At 69.3% G+C, this 19,670-nt stretch carries 18 protein-coding genes and 1 pseudogene; 10 read left to right on the top strand and 9 right to left on the bottom strand.

Features of this window, described 5'->3' with window-relative positions:
* Window positions 1-70 precede the first annotated feature (70 nt).
* The 3 genes from ACWEMJ_RS14800 to ACWEMJ_RS14790 all read left to right on the top strand — a co-directional run bounded on the left by ACWEMJ_RS14800 (window position 71) and on the right by ACWEMJ_RS14790 (window position 1,874).
* Window positions 71-658 (top strand): pyridoxamine 5'-phosphate oxidase family protein, encoded by a 588-nt coding sequence (locus ACWEMJ_RS14800; protein ID WP_452137414.1) that lies wholly within the window; start codon window positions 71-73, stop codon window positions 656-658.
* 46 nt (window positions 659-704) lie between these two features.
* Complete coding sequence (locus ACWEMJ_RS14795; RefSeq protein WP_452137413.1) at window positions 705-1,151, top strand: deaminase; 447 nt, start codon at window positions 705-707, stop codon at window positions 1,149-1,151.
* A gap of 66 nt (window positions 1,152-1,217) precedes the next feature.
* Complete coding sequence (locus ACWEMJ_RS14790; RefSeq protein WP_452137412.1) at window positions 1,218-1,874, top strand: HAD-IA family hydrolase; 657 nt, start codon at window positions 1,218-1,220, stop codon at window positions 1,872-1,874.
* 43 nt (window positions 1,875-1,917) lie between these two features.
* On the opposite strand, the gene ACWEMJ_RS14785 is transcribed toward ACWEMJ_RS14790, so the two are convergent.
* From ACWEMJ_RS14785 to ACWEMJ_RS14770, 4 genes are read right to left on the bottom strand one after another with little or no spacing between them, the layout of a single operon-like run.
* On the bottom strand, window positions 1,918-2,634 hold the full coding sequence (locus ACWEMJ_RS14785; RefSeq protein WP_452137411.1) for an alpha/beta hydrolase: 717 nt from the start codon (window positions 2,632-2,634) through the stop codon (window positions 1,918-1,920).
* Window positions 2,631-3,008: a VOC family protein gene (locus ACWEMJ_RS14780; RefSeq protein WP_452137410.1), complete on the bottom strand. Its 378-nt coding sequence runs from the start codon at window positions 3,006-3,008 to the stop codon at window positions 2,631-2,633. Before ACWEMJ_RS14780 ends, ACWEMJ_RS14785 begins: the two co-directional genes overlap by 4 nt.
* A 19-nt stretch (window positions 3,009-3,027) precedes the next feature.
* On the bottom strand, window positions 3,028-4,371 hold the full coding sequence (locus ACWEMJ_RS14775) for an MFS transporter (RefSeq protein WP_452137409.1): 1,344 nt from the start codon (window positions 4,369-4,371) through the stop codon (window positions 3,028-3,030).
* Window positions 4,368-4,949 carry a TetR/AcrR family transcriptional regulator gene (locus ACWEMJ_RS14770; protein WP_452137408.1) on the bottom strand — a complete coding sequence of 194 codons (582 nt, stop codon included), beginning with the start codon at window positions 4,947-4,949 and terminating at the stop codon, window positions 4,368-4,370. The genes ACWEMJ_RS14775 and ACWEMJ_RS14770 overlap by 4 nt, the downstream gene beginning before the upstream one ends.
* Before the next feature lie 258 nt (window positions 4,950-5,207).
* Between ACWEMJ_RS14770 and ACWEMJ_RS14765 the strand changes: the two genes are divergently transcribed.
* From ACWEMJ_RS14765 to ACWEMJ_RS14755, 3 genes are all read left to right on the top strand, one after another.
* Window positions 5,208-5,336, top strand: coding sequence for a DUF6408 family protein (locus ACWEMJ_RS14765; protein WP_452137407.1), 129 nt, complete (start codon window positions 5,208-5,210; stop codon window positions 5,334-5,336).
* A 160-nt stretch (window positions 5,337-5,496) separates the two neighbouring features.
* A complete protein-coding gene (locus ACWEMJ_RS14760) occupies window positions 5,497-7,569 on the top strand; it encodes a DNA/RNA helicase domain-containing protein (RefSeq protein ID WP_452137406.1) in 2,073 nt (690 codons plus the stop codon).
* Window positions 7,570-7,682: 113 nt separating this feature from the next.
* A complete protein-coding gene (locus ACWEMJ_RS14755) occupies window positions 7,683-9,563 on the top strand; it encodes a DNA/RNA helicase domain-containing protein (RefSeq protein ID WP_452137405.1) in 1,881 nt (626 codons plus the stop codon).
* Between the two features lie 153 nt (window positions 9,564-9,716).
* On the opposite strand, the gene ACWEMJ_RS14750 is transcribed toward ACWEMJ_RS14755, so the two are convergent.
* Window positions 9,717-11,537: a DUF262 domain-containing protein gene (locus ACWEMJ_RS14750; protein WP_452137404.1), complete on the bottom strand. Its 1,821-nt coding sequence runs from the start codon at window positions 11,535-11,537 to the stop codon at window positions 9,717-9,719.
* 258 nt (window positions 11,538-11,795) lie between these two features.
* On the opposite strand from ACWEMJ_RS14750, the pseudogene ACWEMJ_RS14745 reads away from it, so the two are divergent.
* Window positions 11,796-12,644, top strand: a pseudogene (locus tag ACWEMJ_RS14745) (IS630 family transposase); the annotation flags it as partial.
* Here ACWEMJ_RS14745 and ACWEMJ_RS14740 read toward each other — a convergent pair.
* The gene (locus tag ACWEMJ_RS14740) at window positions 12,645-12,884 is read right to left on the bottom strand and encodes a hypothetical protein (protein WP_452137403.1); all 240 of its coding nucleotides are present in this window, start codon (window positions 12,882-12,884) and stop codon (window positions 12,645-12,647) included.
* A gap of 91 nt (window positions 12,885-12,975) precedes the next feature.
* Complete coding sequence (ychF, locus tag ACWEMJ_RS14735) at window positions 12,976-14,049, bottom strand: redox-regulated ATPase YchF (protein WP_452137402.1); 1,074 nt, start codon at window positions 14,047-14,049, stop codon at window positions 12,976-12,978.
* Window positions 14,050-14,381: 332 nt separating this feature from the next.
* On the opposite strand from ychF, the gene ACWEMJ_RS14730 reads away from it, so the two are divergent.
* Window positions 14,382-14,816 (top strand): DUF6542 domain-containing protein, encoded by a 435-nt coding sequence (locus tag ACWEMJ_RS14730; protein WP_452137401.1) that lies wholly within the window; start codon window positions 14,382-14,384, stop codon window positions 14,814-14,816.
* Between the two features lie 172 nt (window positions 14,817-14,988).
* Here ACWEMJ_RS14730 and ppgK read toward each other — a convergent pair whose 3' ends face one another.
* Window positions 14,989-15,747 (bottom strand): polyphosphate--glucose phosphotransferase, encoded by a 759-nt coding sequence (gene ppgK, locus ACWEMJ_RS14725; RefSeq protein ID WP_452137400.1) that lies wholly within the window; start codon window positions 15,745-15,747, stop codon window positions 14,989-14,991.
* Window positions 15,748-15,917: 170 nt separating this feature from the next.
* Complete coding sequence (locus ACWEMJ_RS14720; protein WP_452137399.1) at window positions 15,918-16,892, bottom strand: 4-hydroxy-3-methylbut-2-enyl diphosphate reductase; 975 nt, start codon at window positions 16,890-16,892, stop codon at window positions 15,918-15,920.
* A 73-nt stretch (window positions 16,893-16,965) separates the two neighbouring features.
* On the opposite strand from ACWEMJ_RS14720, the gene ACWEMJ_RS14715 reads away from it, so the two are divergent.
* Together ACWEMJ_RS14715 and xseA are read left to right on the top strand one after the other, a co-directional pair.
* Complete coding sequence (locus ACWEMJ_RS14715; RefSeq protein WP_452137398.1) at window positions 16,966-18,318, top strand: APC family permease; 1,353 nt, start codon at window positions 16,966-16,968, stop codon at window positions 18,316-18,318.
* Between the two features lie 47 nt (window positions 18,319-18,365).
* On the top strand, window positions 18,366-19,580 hold the full coding sequence (xseA, locus tag ACWEMJ_RS14710) for an exodeoxyribonuclease VII large subunit (RefSeq protein ID WP_452137397.1): 1,215 nt from the start codon (window positions 18,366-18,368) through the stop codon (window positions 19,578-19,580).
* Window positions 19,581-19,670: the final 90 nt, after the last annotated feature.

Genomic DNA, 19,670 nt, shown 5'->3' with positions numbered 1-19,670 from the left:
CGTCTTGCCATGTGGGACGCGCACGAAATCCGCTCGCCCGTCCGGGCGGGCCGGGCGCAGAATCCCGACCATGGGAAAGACCTACGAACGCCTCGACGACCGGCTGCGCGCGTTCATCGACAGGCAGCCCGTGTTCTTCGTGGCCACCGCGCCGCTCGCCGGCGACGGCCACGTCAACCTCTCCCCCAAGGGCCGCTCCGGCACCCTCGCCGTCCTCGACGAACTCACCCTCGCCTACCTCGACTTCGGCGGTTCGCACGCCGAGACCATCGCCCACCTGCGGGAGAACGGGCGGATCACCCTGATGTGGTGCGCCTTCGAGGGCCCGCCGACGGTGCTGCGGGTGCACGGCCGGGGCGAGCCGGTGTTCCGCGACGACCCGCGCTTCGCCGAGCTGTTCGGCCGCTTCGACCCGTCCGTCGACGGCGTCGGGCTGCGCGCGATCGTCCTGGTGCGGGCCGAACGGATCAGCGACTCCTGCGGCTTCGCCGTCCCGTTCATGGACTACCGCTCCGACCGGGAGCTGCACCGGCAGCACTTCGCCCGCAAGGGCGAGGAGAACTTCAGCGACTACTGCGAGGGCAAGGACTACGTCGCCGTCAGCATCGACGGCCTGCCCGCGGTGCCGCTCCCGCTGCCGCCCAGGCCCGCCGGCTGACCGTACGGTGGGGGCGTCGTTCCGCCGCCCCGAAGGAGTTCCGCCGATGCCCGACGATCAGGAGTGGCTGCGCCGCGCGATCGAACTGTCCCGCCGCTGCCCGCCGTCCCGGACGGCGTTCTCGGTGGGCGCGGTGATCGTCGGCGCGGACGGCGAGGTGCTGGCCGAGGGGTTCAGCCGGGAGGTCGACGCGGTGAACCACGCCGAGGAGGCCGCGCTCGGCAAGCTGCCGCCCGGCGACCCCCGGCTGCGCACCGCCACCGTCTACAGCACCTTGGAGCCGTGCGGGCAGCGCGCGTCCCGGCCGCACCCGTGCGCCGAGCTGATCGTCGCGGCCGGGGTGCCGCGGGTGGTGGTGGCCTGGCGGGAGCCGGCGCTGTTCGTCGAGGCCTGCCGGGGCGCCGCGCTGCTCGCCTCGGCGGGCGTCGAGCTGGTGGAGCTGCCGGAGCTGGCCGCCGAGGCCCGGGCGGTGAACGCGCACCTGCTGGGGTGAGGGCCCCCTCCCCCGTTTTGTACGATTGTGGAACAAACAATCGTCCGAGGCCCCCGAGGAGCCCCGATGCCCGTCCTCACCCCGCCGGTCCGGGCCGTCCTGCTCGACATGGACGGCACCCTGGTCAACTCCGACGCCGTGGTCGAACGCTGCTGGCGGCGCTGGGCCGAACGGAACGGCCTCGACGGCGACGAGGCGATGAAGACCGTCCACGGCCGACAGGGGCACCTGACCATGGCGCTGCTGCTGCCCGACCGGCCGATGGAGCAGAACCTCGCGGAGAACCGGCAGATGCTCGCCGAGGAGACCGCCGACACCGACGGCGTGGTCGAAGTCCCGGGCGCCCGGCGGCTGGTGGAGTCGCTGGCCGGACTGCCGCACGCCCTGGTCACGTCCGCCGACGACCGCCTCGCCCGGGTCCGGATGGCCGCCGCCGGCGTCCCGCTGCCGCCGCTGATGATCACCGCCGAGCAGGTCGGCGCCAGCAAGCCCGACCCCGAGGGCTTCCTCAAGGCCGCCGCCGAGCTGGGCGTCGCCCCCGCCGAGTGCCTGGTCCTGGAGGACTCCGAGGCCGGCATCGCCGCCGGGCGCGCTGCCGGCATGACGGTCCTCGGCATCGGCCCCCGCGCGGCCGCCCACCGCCCCGACCACTGGGTGGACGACCTCACGAAGGTCACCGTGACGGCCGCCCCGACGGGCGAACTGGTCGTCCGCCTGCCCTGAGCCGCCGCCCGGTCGGGCCCGTCAGGCTTCCGCGAGGAGCCCGTCAGGCTTCCGCGAGGAGCGCCGCGGCGACCTGGGCCCGGTGCTCCGGGTGGGCGCTGAGCCAGCCGCCGAGTCGGTGGTCGGCACCCGGCAGGGTGAGGCGGGTGTACGCGGCGCGGGTGCGCAGGGCGGCGTCCAGTGCGGCCGTCACCTCGGCCGGGATCACCTCGTCCGTCTCCGGCAGCACCAGCACCGCCCGGCCGTCGAACGCGGCGAAGCGGTCGAACGCGGTGCTGCTGCGCCAACTGCCCGGGGTACGCAGGGTGGCGGTGAACTCCGGCTCGGCGAACGGGAGTTCCCGCACCTCGCGGGCGTACGCGGCCGGCGCGCCGAGGGCCAGCGCCCGCACCCGCGGGCCGATGTCCGGCTCGCCCAGCAGGTCGGCGACGGTCTGGCCGCTCATCGAGAACCCGGCCAGTAACAGCGGCCCGTCCGGCGCGAACCGCTCCAGCACGGCCCGGGCCTGGCGCGCCCGGCGGGTCAGCGAGAGCTGCCCGAGCTCGCCGGTGCTGTCGCCGTGCCCCGCGAAGTCGAACACCACCGCGCGGCAGCCGGCCGCGGCCAGCTCCCGCGCCAGCGGCAGATGCCGGTGCCTGCCGCTGCTTCCCGCCCCGTGCATCAGCAGCGCCGTCCCCGGCCGGGCCGGGCCGGCGGGTTCGACCACCGTGCAGGCCAGGCGCTCGCCGTCCGCCTCCAGCGCGGTGACCGCGCCGGTCACTCGGGCACCGCCAGGCAGAACGGGTGGCCGTCCGGGTCCAGCAGCGTCACCCAGTGGTCGCCGCCCGCCTGGTGCTCCGGCCGGGTCGCGCCCGCCGCCAGCAGCTCGGCCACCGCGGGCGCCAACTCCGGCACGGTGAAGTCCAGGTGCGCCCGGGCCCCGTCGGACGGCCACTGCGGCGGACGGAACCCGCCGACCCGCTGGAACCCGATCCGCACCGGCCCGTCCCCGATGAACACGTACGCCTCGCTGCGGTACGTCACCTCCCAGCCCGTCAGCAGCTGATAGAACTCCGCCAGCCGATCCGGGTCCGGGCAGTCCAGCACCGTGGAGCTCAGGGCGCCGAGCGATTTCTTCTTCCGCTGTTCCGTCACCGCTCCAGCCTGGCAGGCCTCACCCGTCGGCGACAGCGGCTTCCCGGTGCGGCGCGTGTCGCAGGCCGGGCAGCGCGAGGGCCGGGAGCAGGCCGAGCGCCGCCAGGGCGGCCAGGGCGGGGAGTGCGCCGTGCGGGCCGACGCCGGAGGCGGTGGCGATGCCCAGGGTCGGGCCGACGTTCATCGCGGTCTGCTTCAGGCCGCCGACCGTGCCCGCGTGGCCCGGCGGGGCGTCGCCGACCACGCTGCCGGTGGCCGTCACCATCACCACCGCGAACCCGGTGCCCAGCAGCGCGGCGGCCACCGCCGTCACGACGGGCACCGACCCGCCGCCGCCCGGCCCCGCCAGCACGACAACTCCCGTCACCAGAAGGAGAGTTCCGGCCGTCGCGGTCCAGCGCGGACCGTGCCGGCGCAGCGCCCGCACGGCGGCCGGGGCGCCCAGCACCATCAGCGCGGTCAGCGGCAGCATCCGCAGCGCGGTGTCCAGCGGATCGAGGCGCAGGGCGTCCTGGAGCCGGAAGGTGGTGCTGAACAGGGTCCCGAACAGTCCGGCGGAGGAGACCAGCAGCAGCGCCAACGAGCCGACCACCGGACGCGACCTCGCCACCGGACGCGGCACCACCGGCTCGGGGGCGCGCCGCTCGTGGCCGACCAGCGCCGCCAACAGGACTGCGGTGACGGCGAGTTCGAGGAGCGTGCCGGTGGCGGACCAGCCCCGGCCGGGTACTTCGGCGAGGGCGTGCACCAGGACGGCGAGCGCGGCGGCGAGCAGGGCCGCGCCTGCCAGGTCGAGCCGTCGGCGGTCCCGTTCGACCTCCGGGGGCCGCAGGGCGAGCGTCATGGCGGCGATCAGCACGGCGACCGGCAGGTTGATCCAGAACACCGCCCGCCAGCCGAACCGCTCCACCAGCACGCCCCCGAGCAGCGGGCCCGCGGCGGCCGCCAGCGCGATCGCGCCCGTGCGCACGGCGATCGCCCGGCCGAGCCGCTCGGGCGGGCAGCACAGCCGCAGCAGCGCGAGCGTCCCCGGCTGCAGCAGCGCGCCGAACGCGCCCTGGGCGACCCGCAGTCCGATCACCCAGCCGACGGTGGGGGCCGCCGCGATGCCCGCCGATGCCGCGCCGAACCCCAGCACGCCCGCCAGCAGGGTCGGCCGGTGCCCGTAACGGTCGCCGATCCGGCCGGCCAGCACCAGCAGGGCCGCGACGGCGACCAGGTAGCCGGTGCTGGTCCACTGCAACTGGGCGGCGCTCGCGCCGAGTTCGCGCCGCATGCTGGGCTGCGCGATCAGCAGCACCGTGCCGTCCAGGGCCACCAGCATCGCGGCCCCGACGCTCACCGGCAGCGCGAGCCGGCTCACCGCGCCCCCAGGTGCGCCGTCAGGACCGCCTCCAGCAGCGCGTCCTCCCGCCCCGCGCCCAGCATCAACTCGACACTCCCCCACCCCTGCAACTGCGCCAGCCCGTGCAGGTTCGCCCACAGCGCGGCGGCGACCACCGGCGCCCGCTCCGCGTCCCCCGTGCACTCCGCGACCAGCCCCGCCATCCCCCCGAACAGCGGCCCCGACGCCTCCCGCAGCCTCGGCCCGTCCGCCTGCTGCCCGTCGCTGCTCAGCAGGTCGTGACGGAACATCAGCTCGTACATCCCCCGCCGCTCCGCCGCGAACGCCAGATACTCCCGCGCCGCCCCCTCCAAGCGCCCCCGCGCCCCGTCCCCCCGCACCCCCGCGAACCGCCGCCCCAACTCCTCGAACCCCCGCCGCGCCACCGCCGACAACAACTCCCGGTGCGTCCCGAAATACCGCCGCGGCGCCCCGTGCGACACCCCCGCCCGCCGCGCAATCTCCCGCAACCCCACCGCCCCCGACCCCTCCGCCAGCACCAACTCCACCCCGGCATCCACCAGCCGCTCACGCAAGGAGGCCCGCTCATCGTCCATAGACACTGTCTATCAGCACCCCGCAGACACTGTCTACGCCTCTGGCGGATGATCGGAAATGGCGCTGCCAGCCAGCAAATCGCTGTCGCATGACCCTCGCGGTGGGCTAGCGTTCAACTCGCACCGCGTTACCTCCAGAGGTGACCGCGACGCACCACTGTGGAGGAGTTGACTTTCGATTCGATGGCGCTGCCTCGGTTCGTTCCCGGTGGGAGCCATCCGGCATCCGCCATCGGTCCACCGAAGGGAAGCTCCCCCATGGCAATCGTCGAGTACATGCACAAGCACCGCAGTTGGATCCGTGATGTCCTGGTGGGCATCGCGGCGAGCATCGGCTCGAACCTGTTGTGGGCGCTGGTGTTGATCGCGGTGCATCGCCTCGGCTGAGCCCGGGCACCGGGCGGGTCCCTCGGGACCCGCCCTTATAAGATCCGCGCACAGGTTAGTCTTCGATCGTCATTGCGGCCCGCCGGGCTTCCACTCCGCCCGACGGAGCCACGAAGGACATGCCCCCACCCGCACGAGTTGTCTCGTGCCTGGGGGTTTTGTGCTTCTGCAGCTTTCGGCAGCCGAACTCGGTCTACTCATCGTTGAATCACCGGGCTCGGCGAGGCTTCCGCTCACCGAGCAGCTGATCGACCTGCACGCCGAGTCCTATGGGAGACAGGCGGGACCTGGTGACATCAACGCCTGGAACAACAGCATTCCTGTCGTGGTCAAGGCCTTGTTGGACTGTGGGCTGAGCCAGGTCGTAGTGCAGATCGAGGTGGCTCTGCCTCATACCAGCTCGGCGGTCGACCTGGTGCTGTGCGGCCAGCATCCTGGAACCGGCGGAGACTCCTATCTCGCGGTCGAGTTGAAGCAGGCCCGGCGCGCCGTCGTCGACCCTCGGTGTCCAATCGCAGTGGATCTCGGGTTCGATGATGGCAGGAACAGGAATAAGCTCCACCCGGTACGCCAGATCCAGCGCTATTGCAAGTACATGGTGCGCTACATCTCCCACCTCCAGGAGAACGAAGGCAGCCTGAGGGGGGTCGCGTTCCTGCACAATGCGCGCGACGCGGACGTCGAGGCACTGTTCAACCTGCCAGAGAGTCCTTACGGAGCCCTCTACACCCTCGACGATCTACACCGATTTCATCGGGTTCTCACGTCGAGGTTCTCCGCCGCCTCCGGATTCCGTGCCGCAAAAGCCCTGGAGGGTTCTCTTCACAGTCCGCTGTTGAAGGTGACCGACCTGGCACGCCAGCGGTCGGTGGTCGGAGGCGGCCTGACTCTCCTCGACGAACAGCACCTTGCAACCGACCTGATCGTCCGACGATTGGAGCGGGCCGACCCGCACGGTGCACTCGATGTGGGTCTGTTCGAAAGTCCCAACAGCGTCCGTGGGCCTGTCAGCAGCACTCCGGAATGCAAACGCGTCTTCATTCTGCGAGGAGGTCCGGGCAGCGGAAAGAGCGCCGTGGCCCTCGAACTGCAGCGGTTGCTAGGCCGTGAAAACCACGAGGCGGTGCTCGCAAGCGGATCCCGCGCGTACACCGAGACGCTCCGCGAAATCATGATCGGTGCAGCGCGACAGGGCCAGACGTCGGACAAAAGGAATTCAGCCAAGAAGCTTTACCAGTACTTCAATAGCTTCACCAGAAGTGCGCCCGACAGCATTGGCATCCTGATCTGTGATGAAGCGCATCGAATGCGGCGCAGCTCCACCCATCGCAACACTCCGAGGGAACTCCGCGACGACGACCGGCCACAGGCGACCGAACTGCTGAATGCGGCACGAGTTCCGGTTTTCCTGCTCGACGACCACCAGTCGATCCGGCCTGACGAGGTCGGCACCGCCGACTACCTCAAGGAACTCGCCGAGGGCCTCGGCCACCATGTCCAGGTGCACGACCTCGATGGAACGTTCCGCGCAGGTGGCAGCAAGCGGTACCAGAGCTGGGTCCAACAGCTCTTGGCACTGGGCACCTCCTCCGATCCAACTGTCTGGCACCCGGACGGTCGGACGGCGCTGACGATCGCGGACTCCCCTGAGGACCTGGAAGAGTTCATCAAAGTGTGCGGACAACAAGGGTTCACCTCACGCATCACCGCAGGCTTCTGCTGGAAGTGGAGCAACCCGAAGCAGAACCGGCTCATCGCCGACGTGCGCATCGGAGACTGGCACCGACCCTGGAACGTGAAGCCCACGCACCATGTACCGGACGCACCACCGTCGTCCCTGTGGGCGACCGACCCGCGAGGCATCGCCCAGATCGGCTGTGTCTACACGGCCCAGACCTTCGAATACGACTGGAACGGCGTCATTATCGGCTCCGATCTCCTGTTCCGTGACGGAAAGTTCGTTGTCAATCGGAGCGCCTCCAAAGACCCCGCTTTCCACCACGGGATCGAGGACCGAGTCGTGGACCGGTGCATCCGCAACGCCTACCACGTGCTTCTCACTCGAGGCGTCGCCGGCACCATCGTCTACGCGGTCGATCCGGAGACCCAGAGTGCCCTGCGGAGGCTCATCACAGGCGCCATCGGAAGGCAGAACGTCAGTGGCTCCCGATCTCAGCCGCTCACCCCCGAGGGAGCGCAGCTACCCCCTGCCTATCGCGAGCGCCAACGGTAATCTTGCTCCCGTCATAGCTGCGGACCGCCGGGCTTCCGCTCCACCCCTTGTGGAGTCACGAAGGACATGCCCCCACCCGCGCGAGTTCCTTCGTGCTGCCTGGGGGGCTTCTCTTGCTGTTCCGCGACTCTGCTGCCACGGTTGCCGCCGAGTGTCTGTCCGGTGGCCTGTTCTTTCGCCTCACGGAGCAGTTCGTTCGGGTCCATGGCCACCGCCCCAGTCCATCCGAGGCCCGCTCATGGAAGCAGAGCATCCCGATGCTCGCCGGTGTACTCAACGATGCCGGCCTCGGCCAGGTGGAGGTACTCCTGGAGTACGGGCTCCCTTTGAACAGCAAGCGGGCCGACGCTGTTCTCGTTGGTGCCCATCCCGAGACCGGCCTGCCGTCGTACGTGGTCGTGGAACTCAAGCAATGGCGCAACGCCGAACCGGATGACGAGGATCCCTCACTATGCTGGGTCGACGGCTACACCCGACCGGTCCTTCACCCAATCGATCAGGTCCGCGGCTACTGCGAGTACCTGGTCTCCTTCAACTCGGTACTAGCGGAGCACCCACATCGCCTCCATGGGGTCGCATACCTGCACAACGCCTCCGACCCAGGAGCAGGGGGCCTCTACGAAACCGACCAGGACCGGTTCGGCACACTCTTCACCCTCGCGCAACGCGGCGAGTTCATGGACTTCCTCCGCGCAAGGCTAGGGTCTGCCTCCGGCGCAGCAGCAGCGGACGAGCTCCTTGCCGGAAAGATCGGACCATCCAAGCAGTTGATGGCCGTGGCCGCGACGGAGGTACGTGAGCGCGAGCAGTTCGTGCTGTTGGACGAGCAGAAGGTTGCATACCGTACGGTACTCAACGCGGTCCGCCGTGCCCGCCAGGCCGACCTCAAGGAGATCGTGGTCGTCACCGGCGGGCCGGGTACCGGCAAGAGCGTTATCGCACTGTCACTCCTTGGCGAGTGCTACCGACAGGGCCTTGCCGCGCTGCACGCCACCGGCTCCAACTCCTTCACCACCACCATGCGGAAAGTCGCCGGCGCACGGAAACGCGAAGTACAGGACCTCTTCAAGTACTTCAACAGCTTCATGACCGCTGAACGCAATGGCCTCGATGTCCTGCTCTGCGATGAGGCTCATCGCATGCGGCAGACGTCGGCCAATCGCTACACACCTGCGGCCAGCCGGTCGGGCAAGGCCCAGATCGAGGAGCTCATCGACGCCGCGCGGGTGCCAGTGTTCCTGCTCGACGAGCATCAGGTGGTCCGTCCTGGCGAAATGGGCACGGTCACAGAGATCCAGGCCGTTGCAGCCGCGAAAGGGCTCGGCTGCCGGGTGGTTCCCCTCGGCAGCCAGTTCCGCTGCGGCGGGAGCGACGCCTACCTCCGCTGGGTAGTAAGGCTGTTGGGCCTCGAGCCGGGCGGGCCGGAGATCTGGGAGCCGGACAGCAGGATGCAGCTCGTCCACACCTCCTCCCCGCAGGAGATGGAGGCTTTCCTGGATACGAAGCGCGCGCAGGGCCACAGCGCGCGAATGTCTGCCGGCTACTGCTGGAAGTGGACGAAGAAGGTGCCAGCAGGGCAGACGCTGCCCGCAGATGTCGTCATCGGCGACTGGGAACGGCCCTGGAACGTCTTCGGCGAGCGGTCGGTCGCCGGTGCCCCGCCCGCGGCTCTCTGGGCGACCGACCCAGCGGGGTTCGGCCAGGTCGGCTGTGTCTACACGGCCCAAGGGTTCGAGTACGACTGGAGCGGCGTTATCCTCGGCCCTGACCTGCTGTGGCGCGGCAATCGCTGGGTCACCGACCGCACTGCGTCCAGGGACCCGGCCTTCAAGTCCACGACACCGGACGCAGATGTGGACCGGCTGATCCGCAACACCTACAAGGTTCTGCTGACACGAGGGATGATCGGCACCGTGGTGTACTCGACCGACCCCGAAACCCGCGAGAAGCTGCGCGAGCTCACCGGCCAACTCACTGCCCTCGCGACTGTCTGATCTCGAGGGACCCCGGGAGCCACAACCCCGGAGCCCCCGCGAGTGGCTCGTGTCAGCCGAAGTGTCTGCTCTGAAGGGGTGGGCACTTCCTGATATCCGCACTCTAAGAGAGCAATTCAGATTGACGAGGTCAGACGATCACCCGCTCCTGACTTACAGGCTCCAGACCCGATCCAACGCATCATCTGCCAGATAGCGTGCTCTCGACCGAATTTGATCATCCGAGGGCGATTCGGTCCCGCTCTCACTCCATGCCAGGAGCTGGGGGTCGAAAAATGCCCTCCCTTTCTTCAGCGCCTTCACTTTGGCTGCGAATGGAGCATCCCCCAGGGCATTGTTAAGCTTTCCAGTCAAAAGGGTAAGGTTACCCACCGAGTAGACTGGGTCGCGATAATTTGCCGAGGCCTTCGACTGTGCCTTCACATGCTCGATCGACCATGTAGAAAGATTCTGACCTGCCGGCAGCAAGTTCTCCAACTTCGCAAACGACATCAGAACGTAGGCGATAAAGGTCTTGCGAGATCGGGGCTTCTGCGCCTGATTCAATTGAAGCGATGGCGCATAGAAAAGGGAGCAAAAAGCCTGGTGAGCCCTCGCGCGGTCCGGCAAGCTGGCTCGAAGCTTCACCCTCAAGTCCTCAATAGCCACTGCGACGTCACGAGCAGAGGTAGCATTCTCCAAGCGGACTGCGAAGCGATTGTATCGGGCTCGCGTGCCGCCTGTCGAACCGCTGTTAGTCAAAGCGGTGTACTGAAAGTGGAAGGATTCAAGCAATCGGAGAACCTCGACGGCCTGCGACTGCTTGATCAGTTTTGTTTCTCGGAACTTACGCGCCACAGCAAGGATGGTCGAGTTGGCCACTGAGACGTTGAAAATGGCCAGTGCACGCACACTGTCAACGAATTCCGGGACCGCGAAGGCATTGCGCTCACCAGCGACCCTACCCTGGACCTGAACGTTCTCGTCCTCCAGCTGGACGTACGTTTCCGCATCACCCTCAAGTTCCGCGAGGTAGGAGAGATGTGCAGCCGGGCTAGATCCCACCATGCGACTGATCCCCTTAAACAGTTCCGGCTCCTTCACCGCCTCTCGCCGCGAATTCCATGACTGCCAGATGAACCTGTCAACAACGTCTGCACTCGCCCGATCCTGCTGAATTCGGTCAACGATTCGGTCCCAGCGGCCCGCTATCGCTTGACGATCCTCCCCTTCTGTTGCACCGCCACGAATAAGGAGATTCTTGACGAGGTCCGAAAGCCGCAGATCAGTCCCTCGCGTGTTCAGCGTCTCAAAGACCAAGAATCCATCTTCCTCGGACGCCAACTCAACTTGAATTACGCGCGCCTTCAAAGCATTCGACCGAATGGACTTGAGATGCTCAATCTGCCCGCTCGGCGATAGCTCCTTGATAGCAGCGACAACCTTATCCTCGAAGAACGTCCGCGCCTCGCCAATCTGTTCGGCGCTCCCGTTCCATCGCACCCCGGACGGGATTGCGTTTGGATTTTGGATCACCTCGTAGAACATTGGCTCGGATCGACGCAGAACAGGATATCTGTTCCCGTCATCGTCTTTGACCATAAGATATTTCTGAGTAGCATCCGCCTGGCCGAACGCCGCATCCGCGCAAGAGTCGCCGACCTCTCTACATTTATCGGCAACTTCGATGAACGCATCACGAACAACAGATAGAAGGATTGCACTCGTGGTGAGCCTCTGCTGACCATCAATGATTGAGTACGTATCATTGAAAAGATCCCTCTTTTCGCTGACCCATGTCACAGTGGATCCAAAAAAGAAGTCACCCTTGGCCAATATTACGTCATCCCAAAAGTCGACGAGCTGTTCCTTCGACCAACTATAGGGGCGCTGAAAATTTGGAACCTCGTACAGGCACTGCTGGAAGCAAGTCTGAATCGTCTTCGTCTGACTCTCGATCGGAATCAGCTCGTTACCTGAAATCGCGTCAGACATTGCAGCTCCCCGCCTCGTAGAGAATTACTTTGACTGAACAATAGCGCAGCCCCAAGGACTCGCGCAGGAAAATTGCGACACGACTCGACACATCGGCCGGCATCCTTCGCTAGTGCTCTGACCGGCAACGTACGCCGGGTTTGCGGTCGTGACGCCTGAACCAGTTGGATGTGGGCCGACATCCAATCCGATGGGGAGGCGCGGTGGCGGAGCCGATCAGGGTCCGGAGGTTGACCGACCAGGAAGGCCAGCAGTTACAGTCCTGACGACGAGGACTCCGTCGTCCAGACGGCCACCGCCCGACCTGCCAAGCTCGGACAGCCCTTCACCCGCTGGTCCATCCGCAAACTGCTCGCCTACCTGTGTAAGGTCCACGGTCGGGTGATCCGAATCGGCCGCGAGGCCCTGCGCTGCCTTCTCGCCCGACGAGGCGTCACCTTCCAGTGGACCAAAACGTGGAAGGAGTCCACCGATCCCGACCGGGACGCCAAACTCGACCGGATCGAGCGCATCCTGGAACGTTTCCCCGACCGCACGCTCGCGTTCGACGAGTTCGGGCCGCTCGGCATCCGCCCCACCACAGGCAGCTGCTGGGCCGAGCAAGGCCGGCCGGACCGCCTGCCGGCGACCTACCACCGCACCCACGGCGTGACCTACTTCCACGGCTGCTCTTCGGTCGGCGAAGAACCCTGTGGGGCGTCAACCACCGACGCAAGGGCACTCGAACACCCTGGCCGCGCTCCGCTCGATCCGCGCCGCCCGCCCGGACGGCGCCCCGGTCTACGTGATTCTGGACAATCTGTCCGCCCACAACGGCAAGAAGATCCGCCGCTGGGCCGAGAACAACAACGTCCACCTGTGCTTCACTCCGACGAACGCCTCGTGGGCGAATCCGATCGAAGCGCATTTCGGACCGCTGGAGGCAGTTCACGCTGGCGAACTCGAATCACCCGAACCACACGGTTCAGACCCGCGCGCTGCCCTCCTGCCTGCGGTGGCGCAGCGCCTAACGCCCGCCACCCCGACGTCCTGACTGCCCAGCGCAAGGAGCGCGCCCGCGTCCGCAGCGAGAAGGGCTTGCGCTGGGGCGGGCGCGCTGCGGCCTGATCAGTCGCCGACGTTGAGCGTCGCGCATTTCTCGACGCCGAGACCGACCAACACGCTCCGGATCCGCTCCAAAGCCGTGTCGTGGTCCAGACTCGGCTCGATCTCCAGGTCGAAATGGCAACGTCCCATCCCGCCACCACCGCCCGTGATCTCACCGTCGGAGTCGAACGCGGCTTCCAACGCCTCCTCGACCTCGTCCCGGTCGATCGGCCGACCCGCGAAGACGATCTCAACGAACATCGGGATGCCTTCGAACCTGGTTGACGTTCGTCCCAGATACGTCAAGGGGCCGAACGCTGCCGCATCCGGCCCCTCTGCCCCACGTCCATCTCTAGACGTTGAAGCGGAACTCCACCACGTCGCCGTCCTGCATGACGTAGTCCTTGCCTTCGATGCGGGCCTTGCCCTTGGCGCGGGCCTCGGCGATGGAGCCGGTGGCGACGAGGTCGTCGAAGGAGGTGACCTCGGCCTTGATGAAGCCCTTCTGGAAGTCGGTGTGGATGACGCCGGCGGCCTCGGGGGCGGTGGCGCCCTGCTTGATGGTCCAGGCCCGGGCTTCCTTGGGGCCGGCGGTGAGGTAGGTCTGGAGGCCGAGGGTGGCGAAGCCGACGCGGGCGAGGGTGGCGAGGCCGGGCTCGTCCTGGCCCATGGACTGGAGGAGTTCGAGGGCCTCGTCGTCGTCGAGTTCGATGAGCTCGGACTCGATCTTGGCGTTGAGGAAGATGGCCTCGGCGGGGGCGACCAGGGCGCGCTGGGCGTTCTTGAAGTCCTCGTCGGAGAGGGCGTCCTCGTCGACGTTGAAGACGTAGAGGAACGGCTTCGCGGTCATCAGGTGGAGGTCGCGGACGAGGGTGGTGTCGAAGCCGGCCTCGAAGAGCGTCTTGCCGGTTTCGAGGACGGCCTGGGCGGCCTCGGCGGCGGCGAGGACGGGGGCGGTGTCCTTCTTGAGCCGGGCTTCCTTCTGGAGCCGGGGCAGCGCCTTCTCGATGGTCTGCAGGTCGGCGAGGATCAGCTCGGTGTGGATGGTGTCGATGTCGTCCTTGGGCGACACCTTGCCGTCCACGTGGACCACGTCCGGGTCGGTGAAAGCGCGGACGACCTGGCAGATCGCGTTGGCCTCGCGGATGTTGGCGAGGAACTTGTTGCCCAGGCCCTCGCCCTCGCTGGCGCCGCGGACGATGCCGGCGATGTCCACGAAGTCGACGGTGGCGGGGAGGATGCGCTGCGAGCCGAAGATCTCGGCGAGCTTGTCCAGACGCGGGTCCGGGACGCCGACGACGCCCACGTTGGGCTCGATGGTGGCGAACGGGTAGTTGGCCGCCAGCACGTCGTTCTTGGTCAGGGCGTTGAACAGGGTCGACTTGCCGACGTTCGGCAGGCCGACGATTCCGATCGTGAGCGACATGGAGAGTGGTGTCCCGTGGCTTGGAGGGCGTCGAGGTGGCCCGGTGCGGGCCGATCCCCCAGTCTACGGGGCGTGCGGGAGCCCGAGGCAGCGCGGTGGGGCGCGCACCGGCCGGACACGGACCAATTGCTCGGGAGCCATTACACAGGGTGTCGATGATCGGACCGTACGTTGGTCGGGTGGAGCAGAGCATCCGTACCCAGCCGCCAGGGCCGAGGAGACGAGCGCCGGGGCGCGGCGCCGACGAGGCCGCCGTTCCGGGGCAGAGCCGGCCCCCCGAGTCCCGGTTGCGGACGGCCTCCGCCGGCCGGACCGGACCACCCGCCGCGCAGGTGCTGCAACGGTTGCTGCACCGGCTGCTGACGGTCCGCCGGCGGCGGGCGGGCGGCCCGCCGACCCGGCTCACGGCGGTGGGCACCGGGGTGGTCGCGGCGGTCGGGACGCTGGCGTTCGCGGCGGTGGACCGGCTGGCGTTCGGCGGGCTCGGGGTGCTGTTCGGGCTCGGCTATCTGGTGGTGTGCTTCCAGCTGGCCGTGCGGGTGCGGTACCCCGACCTGCCGGCCGCACCGATCTGCGGGCCGATCGCCTTCGCGGCGGCCCTGGTGCTGCTCCAGCCGGTCGCCACGGACGGCGTCACCGGCCAGATCGTGGCACTGGCCGGCGGCCTGGCGCTGCGCGCGGGCTGGCTGTTCGGCGGCACCGGCCTGGCCGCCGTGATCGTCACCGCGCGCTACATCGCCCAGCGCCGCCGCCACCGCACGCGATAGCCGGGGCGACGAGGGGGCGGCCGGACAGCCCCGGCACGCGACGGCAGGCGGCCGGGGCAGGGGGCGGGGGGACGGGGGCGGGAGCGGCAAGGGGATCGGGGCCGGCCCGTGGTCGGCGTCCGAGGGGAGCCGGTACGCAGCGGGCAGCGGTGAACAGGCAGACGTCCCGCCGCTAACGCCCGGCGGTCAGTGGCTGGCGGCCCGCTGCCATGGCCGCGCCGACGATGCCGGCGTCGTTGCGGAGTTCGGCGGGGACGACCTCGGCGCGGCGGTCCTTGAGGAGGGGGAGGAACTTCTCGTGCTTGCGGCTGACGCCGCCGCCGATGATGACCAGTTGCGGGGAGAAGAGCATCTCGAGCAGGTCGAGGTACTCGTCGACCCGGCCGGCCCATTGGGGCCAGCTGAGGTCGTGGCGCTCCTTGGCGGCGGAGGAGGCGCGGCGTTCGGCGTCCTTGCCGCGCATTTCGAGGTGGCCGAGTTCGGTGTTGGGGACGAGCACGCCGTCGGAGAACAGTGCGCTGCCGATGCCGGTGCCGAAGGTGAGCAGCAGGACCACGCCGGAGCGGCCCCGGCCGGCGCCGTGGGTGACTTCGGCGAGGCCGGCCGCGTCGGCGTCGTTGACCACGGTGGCGGGCATGCCGAGCGCCTCGGTGAAGCGGGTGGCGGCGTCCAGGCCGATCCAGCCCTTGTCGACGTTGGCGGCGGTGCGGGTGTGGCCGTCGACGACCACGCCGGGGAAGGTCAGGCCGACCGGCCCGTGGTGGTCGAAGTGCCGGACCACCTCGCAGACCGCGTCGATCACCGCGTCCGGGCCGGACGGGTGCGGGGTGAGCACCTTGTGGCGCTCCTGCGCGAGCACGCCCCTGTCCAGGTCGACCGGTGCGCCTTTGATGCCCGAGCCGCCGATGTCCACGCCGAAGACCGTCGTCACTGCCGTCGCCTTCCGTACCGCCGGGGGCGTCCGCTGCCCGCCTGCTCTCGCACCAACGTACGGGCGTGCGGGGGCGGGCGCAGCCGTTCCCGGACGGTCGCCGCCCGCACGGCGGACGCCCGGCCCCCTCGGGAGAGGGAGTCCGGGCGTCGGGCGGGGCTGACGGGGGCTCAGAGCTTGCCGGCGGCCTCGGCGCGCAGGTCGCGGCGGAGCTCCTTGGGGAGCGAGAAGGTGAGGTGCTCCTCGGCGGTCTTGACGATCTGCACGTCCTCGAAGCCGTGTGCGGCGAGCAGCTGCAGCACGCCGTCGACCAGGATCTCCGGCACGGACGCGCCGCTGGTCAGGCCGACCGTCCGCACGCCCTCCAGCCAGCCGAGGTCGATCTCGTCGGCGAAGTCGACCAGGTGGGCGGCCTTGGCGCCGTACTCCAGGCCGACCTCGACCAGGCGGACCGAGTTGGAGGAGTTCTTGGAGCCGACCACGATCAGCAGGTCCGCCTCGGGGGCGAGCTGCTTGACGGCGACCTGGCGGTTCTGGGTGGCGTAGCAGATGTCGTCGCTGGGGGGCGAGACCAGCAGCGGGAAGCGCTCCTTGAGGGCCCCGACGGTCTCCATGGTCTCGTCCACGGAGAGGGTGGTCTGGGAGAGCCAGACCAGCTTGGACTCGTCGCGGATCTTCACGTTGGCGACGTCCTCGGCACCGTCCACCAGGTGGATCCGGTCGGGGGCCTCGCCCATGGTGCCGACGACCTCCTCGTGGCCCTCGTGGCCGATCAGCAGGATGTCGTAGTCCTCGTCGGCGAACCGGCGGGCCTCCTTGTGGACCTTGGTAACCAGCGGGCAGGTCGCGTCGATGGTGGCGAGCTTGCCGGCCTCGGCCTCGTCGTGCACCGACGGGGCGACGCCGTGCGCGGAGAACACCACGATCGCGCCCTCGGGCACCTCCTCCGTCTCGTCGACGAAGATCGCGCCCTGCTTCTCCAGGGTCTGCACGACGTACTTGTTGTGGACGATCTGCTTGCGGACGTAGATGGGCGCCCCGTACTGCTCCAGGGCCTTCTCCACGGCGATCACGGCGCGGTCGACACCCGCGCAGTAGCCACGGGGGGCGGCGAGCAGGACACGGCGCTGAGCAGTGGTGGACATGGCTCCATCGTACGGGCGAGTCGCGTGCACGTGGACGCGCGTCGGCACTCGCGGGGCGGGCCCGGCGGGTGGAATGGCGAGGGTGAGCACACAGGCGCGGGCGACGGAACTGCGGCGCACCCTCGGGGTGCGCGATCTGATGGTGTACGGGCTGCTGTTCATCGCCCCGATGGCGCCGGTCGGCGTGTTCGGCGTGCTGGACGCGAAGAGCCACGGCGCGGTGGCCGCCGTCTACCTGGTGGCCACCGCGGCGATGGGGTTCACCGCCGTGTCGTACGCCGAGATGGTGAAGGCGGTGCCCCGGACCGGCTCGGTGTTCGCGTACGCGCGGGCGGGGCTGGGCGAGGGGCCGGGGTTCGTCGCCGGGTGGATGGCGATGCTGGACTACCTGCTGATCCCCGCGGTCGCGTACCTGTTCTCCGGCATCGCGCTCAACTCCCTCGTCCCGGACGTCTCGCGGTGGGTGTGGACGGTGCTGGCGGTGGTGGTCACCACCGCGCTCAACCTGATCGGGGTGCGGACGGCGGCGGTGGTCGGGTTCGCGGTCCTGGCCATGGAGATCCTGGTGCTGGCGGTGTTCGTGGTGGCCGCCTCGGTGGAGCTCGCGCTGCACGGCGCGGCCCGGGGCTGGGGTACGCCGTTCGGGGGAATCGGCGGGTTCTCGTTGACGGCGGTGCTGGCGGCGGTGTCCGTGGCGGTGCTGTCCTTCCTCGGCTTCGACGCGATCGCCACCTTCGTGGAGGAGGCGGTCGGCGCGTCGGCGGCCGTCGCCCGGGCGGTGCTGTGGTGCCTGGCGGTGGCCGGTCTGCTGTTCGTCGCGCAGACCTACCTGGCGGCGGTGCTGGAGCCGACGACGCCCGCCGAGCTGGCCGCCGACCCCAAGGCGCAGGGGACTGCGTTCTACGACACCGTCGAGGCCGCCGTCGGGCACTGGCTGCACGTGCTGATCGCGGCGTCCAAGGCGATCGGTGCGGCGTTCGCGGCGCTGGCCGGGCAGGCGGCGGCCGGGCGGCTGGTGTTCGCGATGGGACGGGAGGGGCGGCTGCCGCGGCTGCTGGGCGTGGTCGAGGCGCGGTCGTCCGTCCCGCGGCGCGCCCTGCTGACGGCCGCGGTCATCACGCTGGTGGCGGCGGTCTGGGCCGCCCGCCGTGACGACGGGCTCGACCAGCTCACCTCGGTGGTCAACGTCGGCGCGCTCACCGCGTTCGTGCTGCTGCACGCCTCGGTGGTCGGCTGGTACGTGGTGCGCGGCGGCTCGCGGGACTGGCTGCGGCACGGGGTGGTGCCGATGCTGGGGGTCGCGGTGATCGTGGCGGTGCTGGTGGAGGCTTCGCACACGGCGCTGGTGGTGGGCGGGGTCTGGTTGGCGGTGGGGTTGCTGATTCTGCTCGTGGAGGGGCGCGGGGAGCGCGGGCCGCGTCCGTGAGGTCGCGATCACCGTTCCCTGTCCCCGTGTTCGCATAGCCTCTGAGGATGGCTAATGCGAGCAGTCCGGAAGCGCCCCTGCCCGTGGGGAAGGTCTCGGCGCTGATCGGCGGGTGGGTCGATCGGTTGGGCGAGGTGTGGGTGGAGGGGCAGATCGCGCAGCTGTCGCGGCGGCCGGGGGCGGGGATGGTGTTCCTGACGCTGCGCGACCCCGATCGGGACGTCTCGTTGACGGTGACGTGCTTCCGGTCGGTGTTCGAGCGGGTCGCGGAGGCCGTGCAGGAGGGCTCGCGGGTGATCGTGCTGGCGAAGCCGGAGTGGTACACGGCGCGCGGCACGCTCTCGTTGCGGGCGTCCGAGATCCGGCTCGTGGGGTTGGGCGAACTGCTGGCCCGGCTGGAGCAGTTGAAGCGGAAGCTGTTCGCGGAGGGGCTGTTCGAGGACGCCCGGAAGAAGCCGCTGCCGTTCCTGCCGGGGTGCGTGGGGCTGGTCACGGGCCGCGGGTCGGCGGCGGAGCGGGACGTGCTGGAGAACGCCCGGCGGCGGTGGCCGGCGGTGCGGTTCGAGGTGCGGAACGTGCTGGTGCAGGGCCCGCAGGCGGTGGCGCAAGTGTGCGCGGCGGTACGGGAGTTGGACGCCCGGCCGGAGGTCGAGGTGATCGTGGTGGCGCGCGGCGGCGGCAGCGTGGAGGACCTGCTGCCGTTCTCCGACGAGGAGTTGGTGCGGACGGTGGCGGCGGCCCGGACGCCGGTGGTGAGTGCGATCGGGCACGAGCCGGACCAGCCGCTGCTGGACTTCGTCGCGGACCTGCGGGCGTCCACGCCGACCGACGCGGCGAAGCGGGTGGTGCCGGACGTCGGCGAGGAGCTGGCCCGGGTGCGGCAGTTGCGGGACCGGGCGCGGCGGCACGTGGTGCACCGGGTGGAGCGGGAGGCGGCGGGGCTGGCGTCGGTGCGCAGCCGGCCGGCGCTCGCGGCGCCGACCGAGGCGGTGGCGGCGCGCGGCGCGGAGGTGACGGCGCTGGTGGAGCGGGCCCGCCGGGTGGTGGGGCACCGGCTGGACCACGCGCAGACCGATCTGGGCCATGCGCTGGCCAGGGTGGTGGCGTTGTCGCCGCTGGCCACCCTGGAGCGCGGGTACGCGGTGCTGCAGCGCGCGGACGGCACGGTGGTGACGGATCCGGGGCAGGTCGCCGGCGGCGAGGAGCTGCGCGCCCGGGTGGCGGGCGGCGCGTTCGAGGTGCGGGTGCCGGACGGGTCCTAGGACTTGTCCGGTCGATCATGTGACTGTCACCTGCCTTGCTCGTTGGTTCGGGTATGGGGCGGGGAGATCTCACGGATGCCGAGTGGGAAC

The organism is Kitasatospora sp. NPDC004531, from assembly GCF_053602195.1.
The sequence above is the reverse complement of the archived record's forward strand: the minus strand, read 5'-3'. Positions and strand labels throughout refer to the sequence as shown.

Bases quoted from the DNA above. Each gene is read 5' to 3' on its own strand.
- ACWEMJ_RS14720 (WP_452137399.1), bottom strand. From the start codon at position 16,892: ATGTCCACCACTGCTCAGCGCCGTGTCCTGCTCGCCGCCCCCCGTGGC.
- ACWEMJ_RS14790 (WP_452137412.1), top strand. From the start codon at position 1,218: ATGCCCGTCCTCACCCCGCCGGTCCGGGCCGTCCTGCTCGACATGGAC.
- ACWEMJ_RS14770 (WP_452137408.1), bottom strand. From the start codon at position 4,949: ATGGACGATGAGCGGGCCTCCTTGCGTGAGCGGCTGGTGGATGCCGGG.
- ACWEMJ_RS14765 (WP_452137407.1), top strand. From the start codon at position 5,208: ATGGCAATCGTCGAGTACATGCACAAGCACCGCAGTTGGATCCGTGAT.
- ACWEMJ_RS14750 (WP_452137404.1), bottom strand. From the start codon at position 11,537: ATGTCTGACGCGATTTCAGGTAACGAGCTGATTCCGATCGAGAGTCAG.
- ACWEMJ_RS14795 (WP_452137413.1), top strand. From the start codon at position 705: ATGCCCGACGATCAGGAGTGGCTGCGCCGCGCGATCGAACTGTCCCGC.
- ACWEMJ_RS14800 (WP_452137414.1), top strand. From the start codon at position 71: ATGGGAAAGACCTACGAACGCCTCGACGACCGGCTGCGCGCGTTCATC.
- ACWEMJ_RS14740 (WP_452137403.1), bottom strand. From the start codon at position 12,884: ATGTTCGTTGAGATCGTCTTCGCGGGTCGGCCGATCGACCGGGACGAG.
- ychF (WP_452137402.1), bottom strand. From the start codon at position 14,049: ATGTCGCTCACGATCGGAATCGTCGGCCTGCCGAACGTCGGCAAGTCG.
- xseA (WP_452137397.1), top strand. From the start codon at position 18,366: ATGGCTAATGCGAGCAGTCCGGAAGCGCCCCTGCCCGTGGGGAAGGTC.
- ACWEMJ_RS14715 (WP_452137398.1), top strand. From the start codon at position 16,966: ATGGCGAGGGTGAGCACACAGGCGCGGGCGACGGAACTGCGGCGCACC.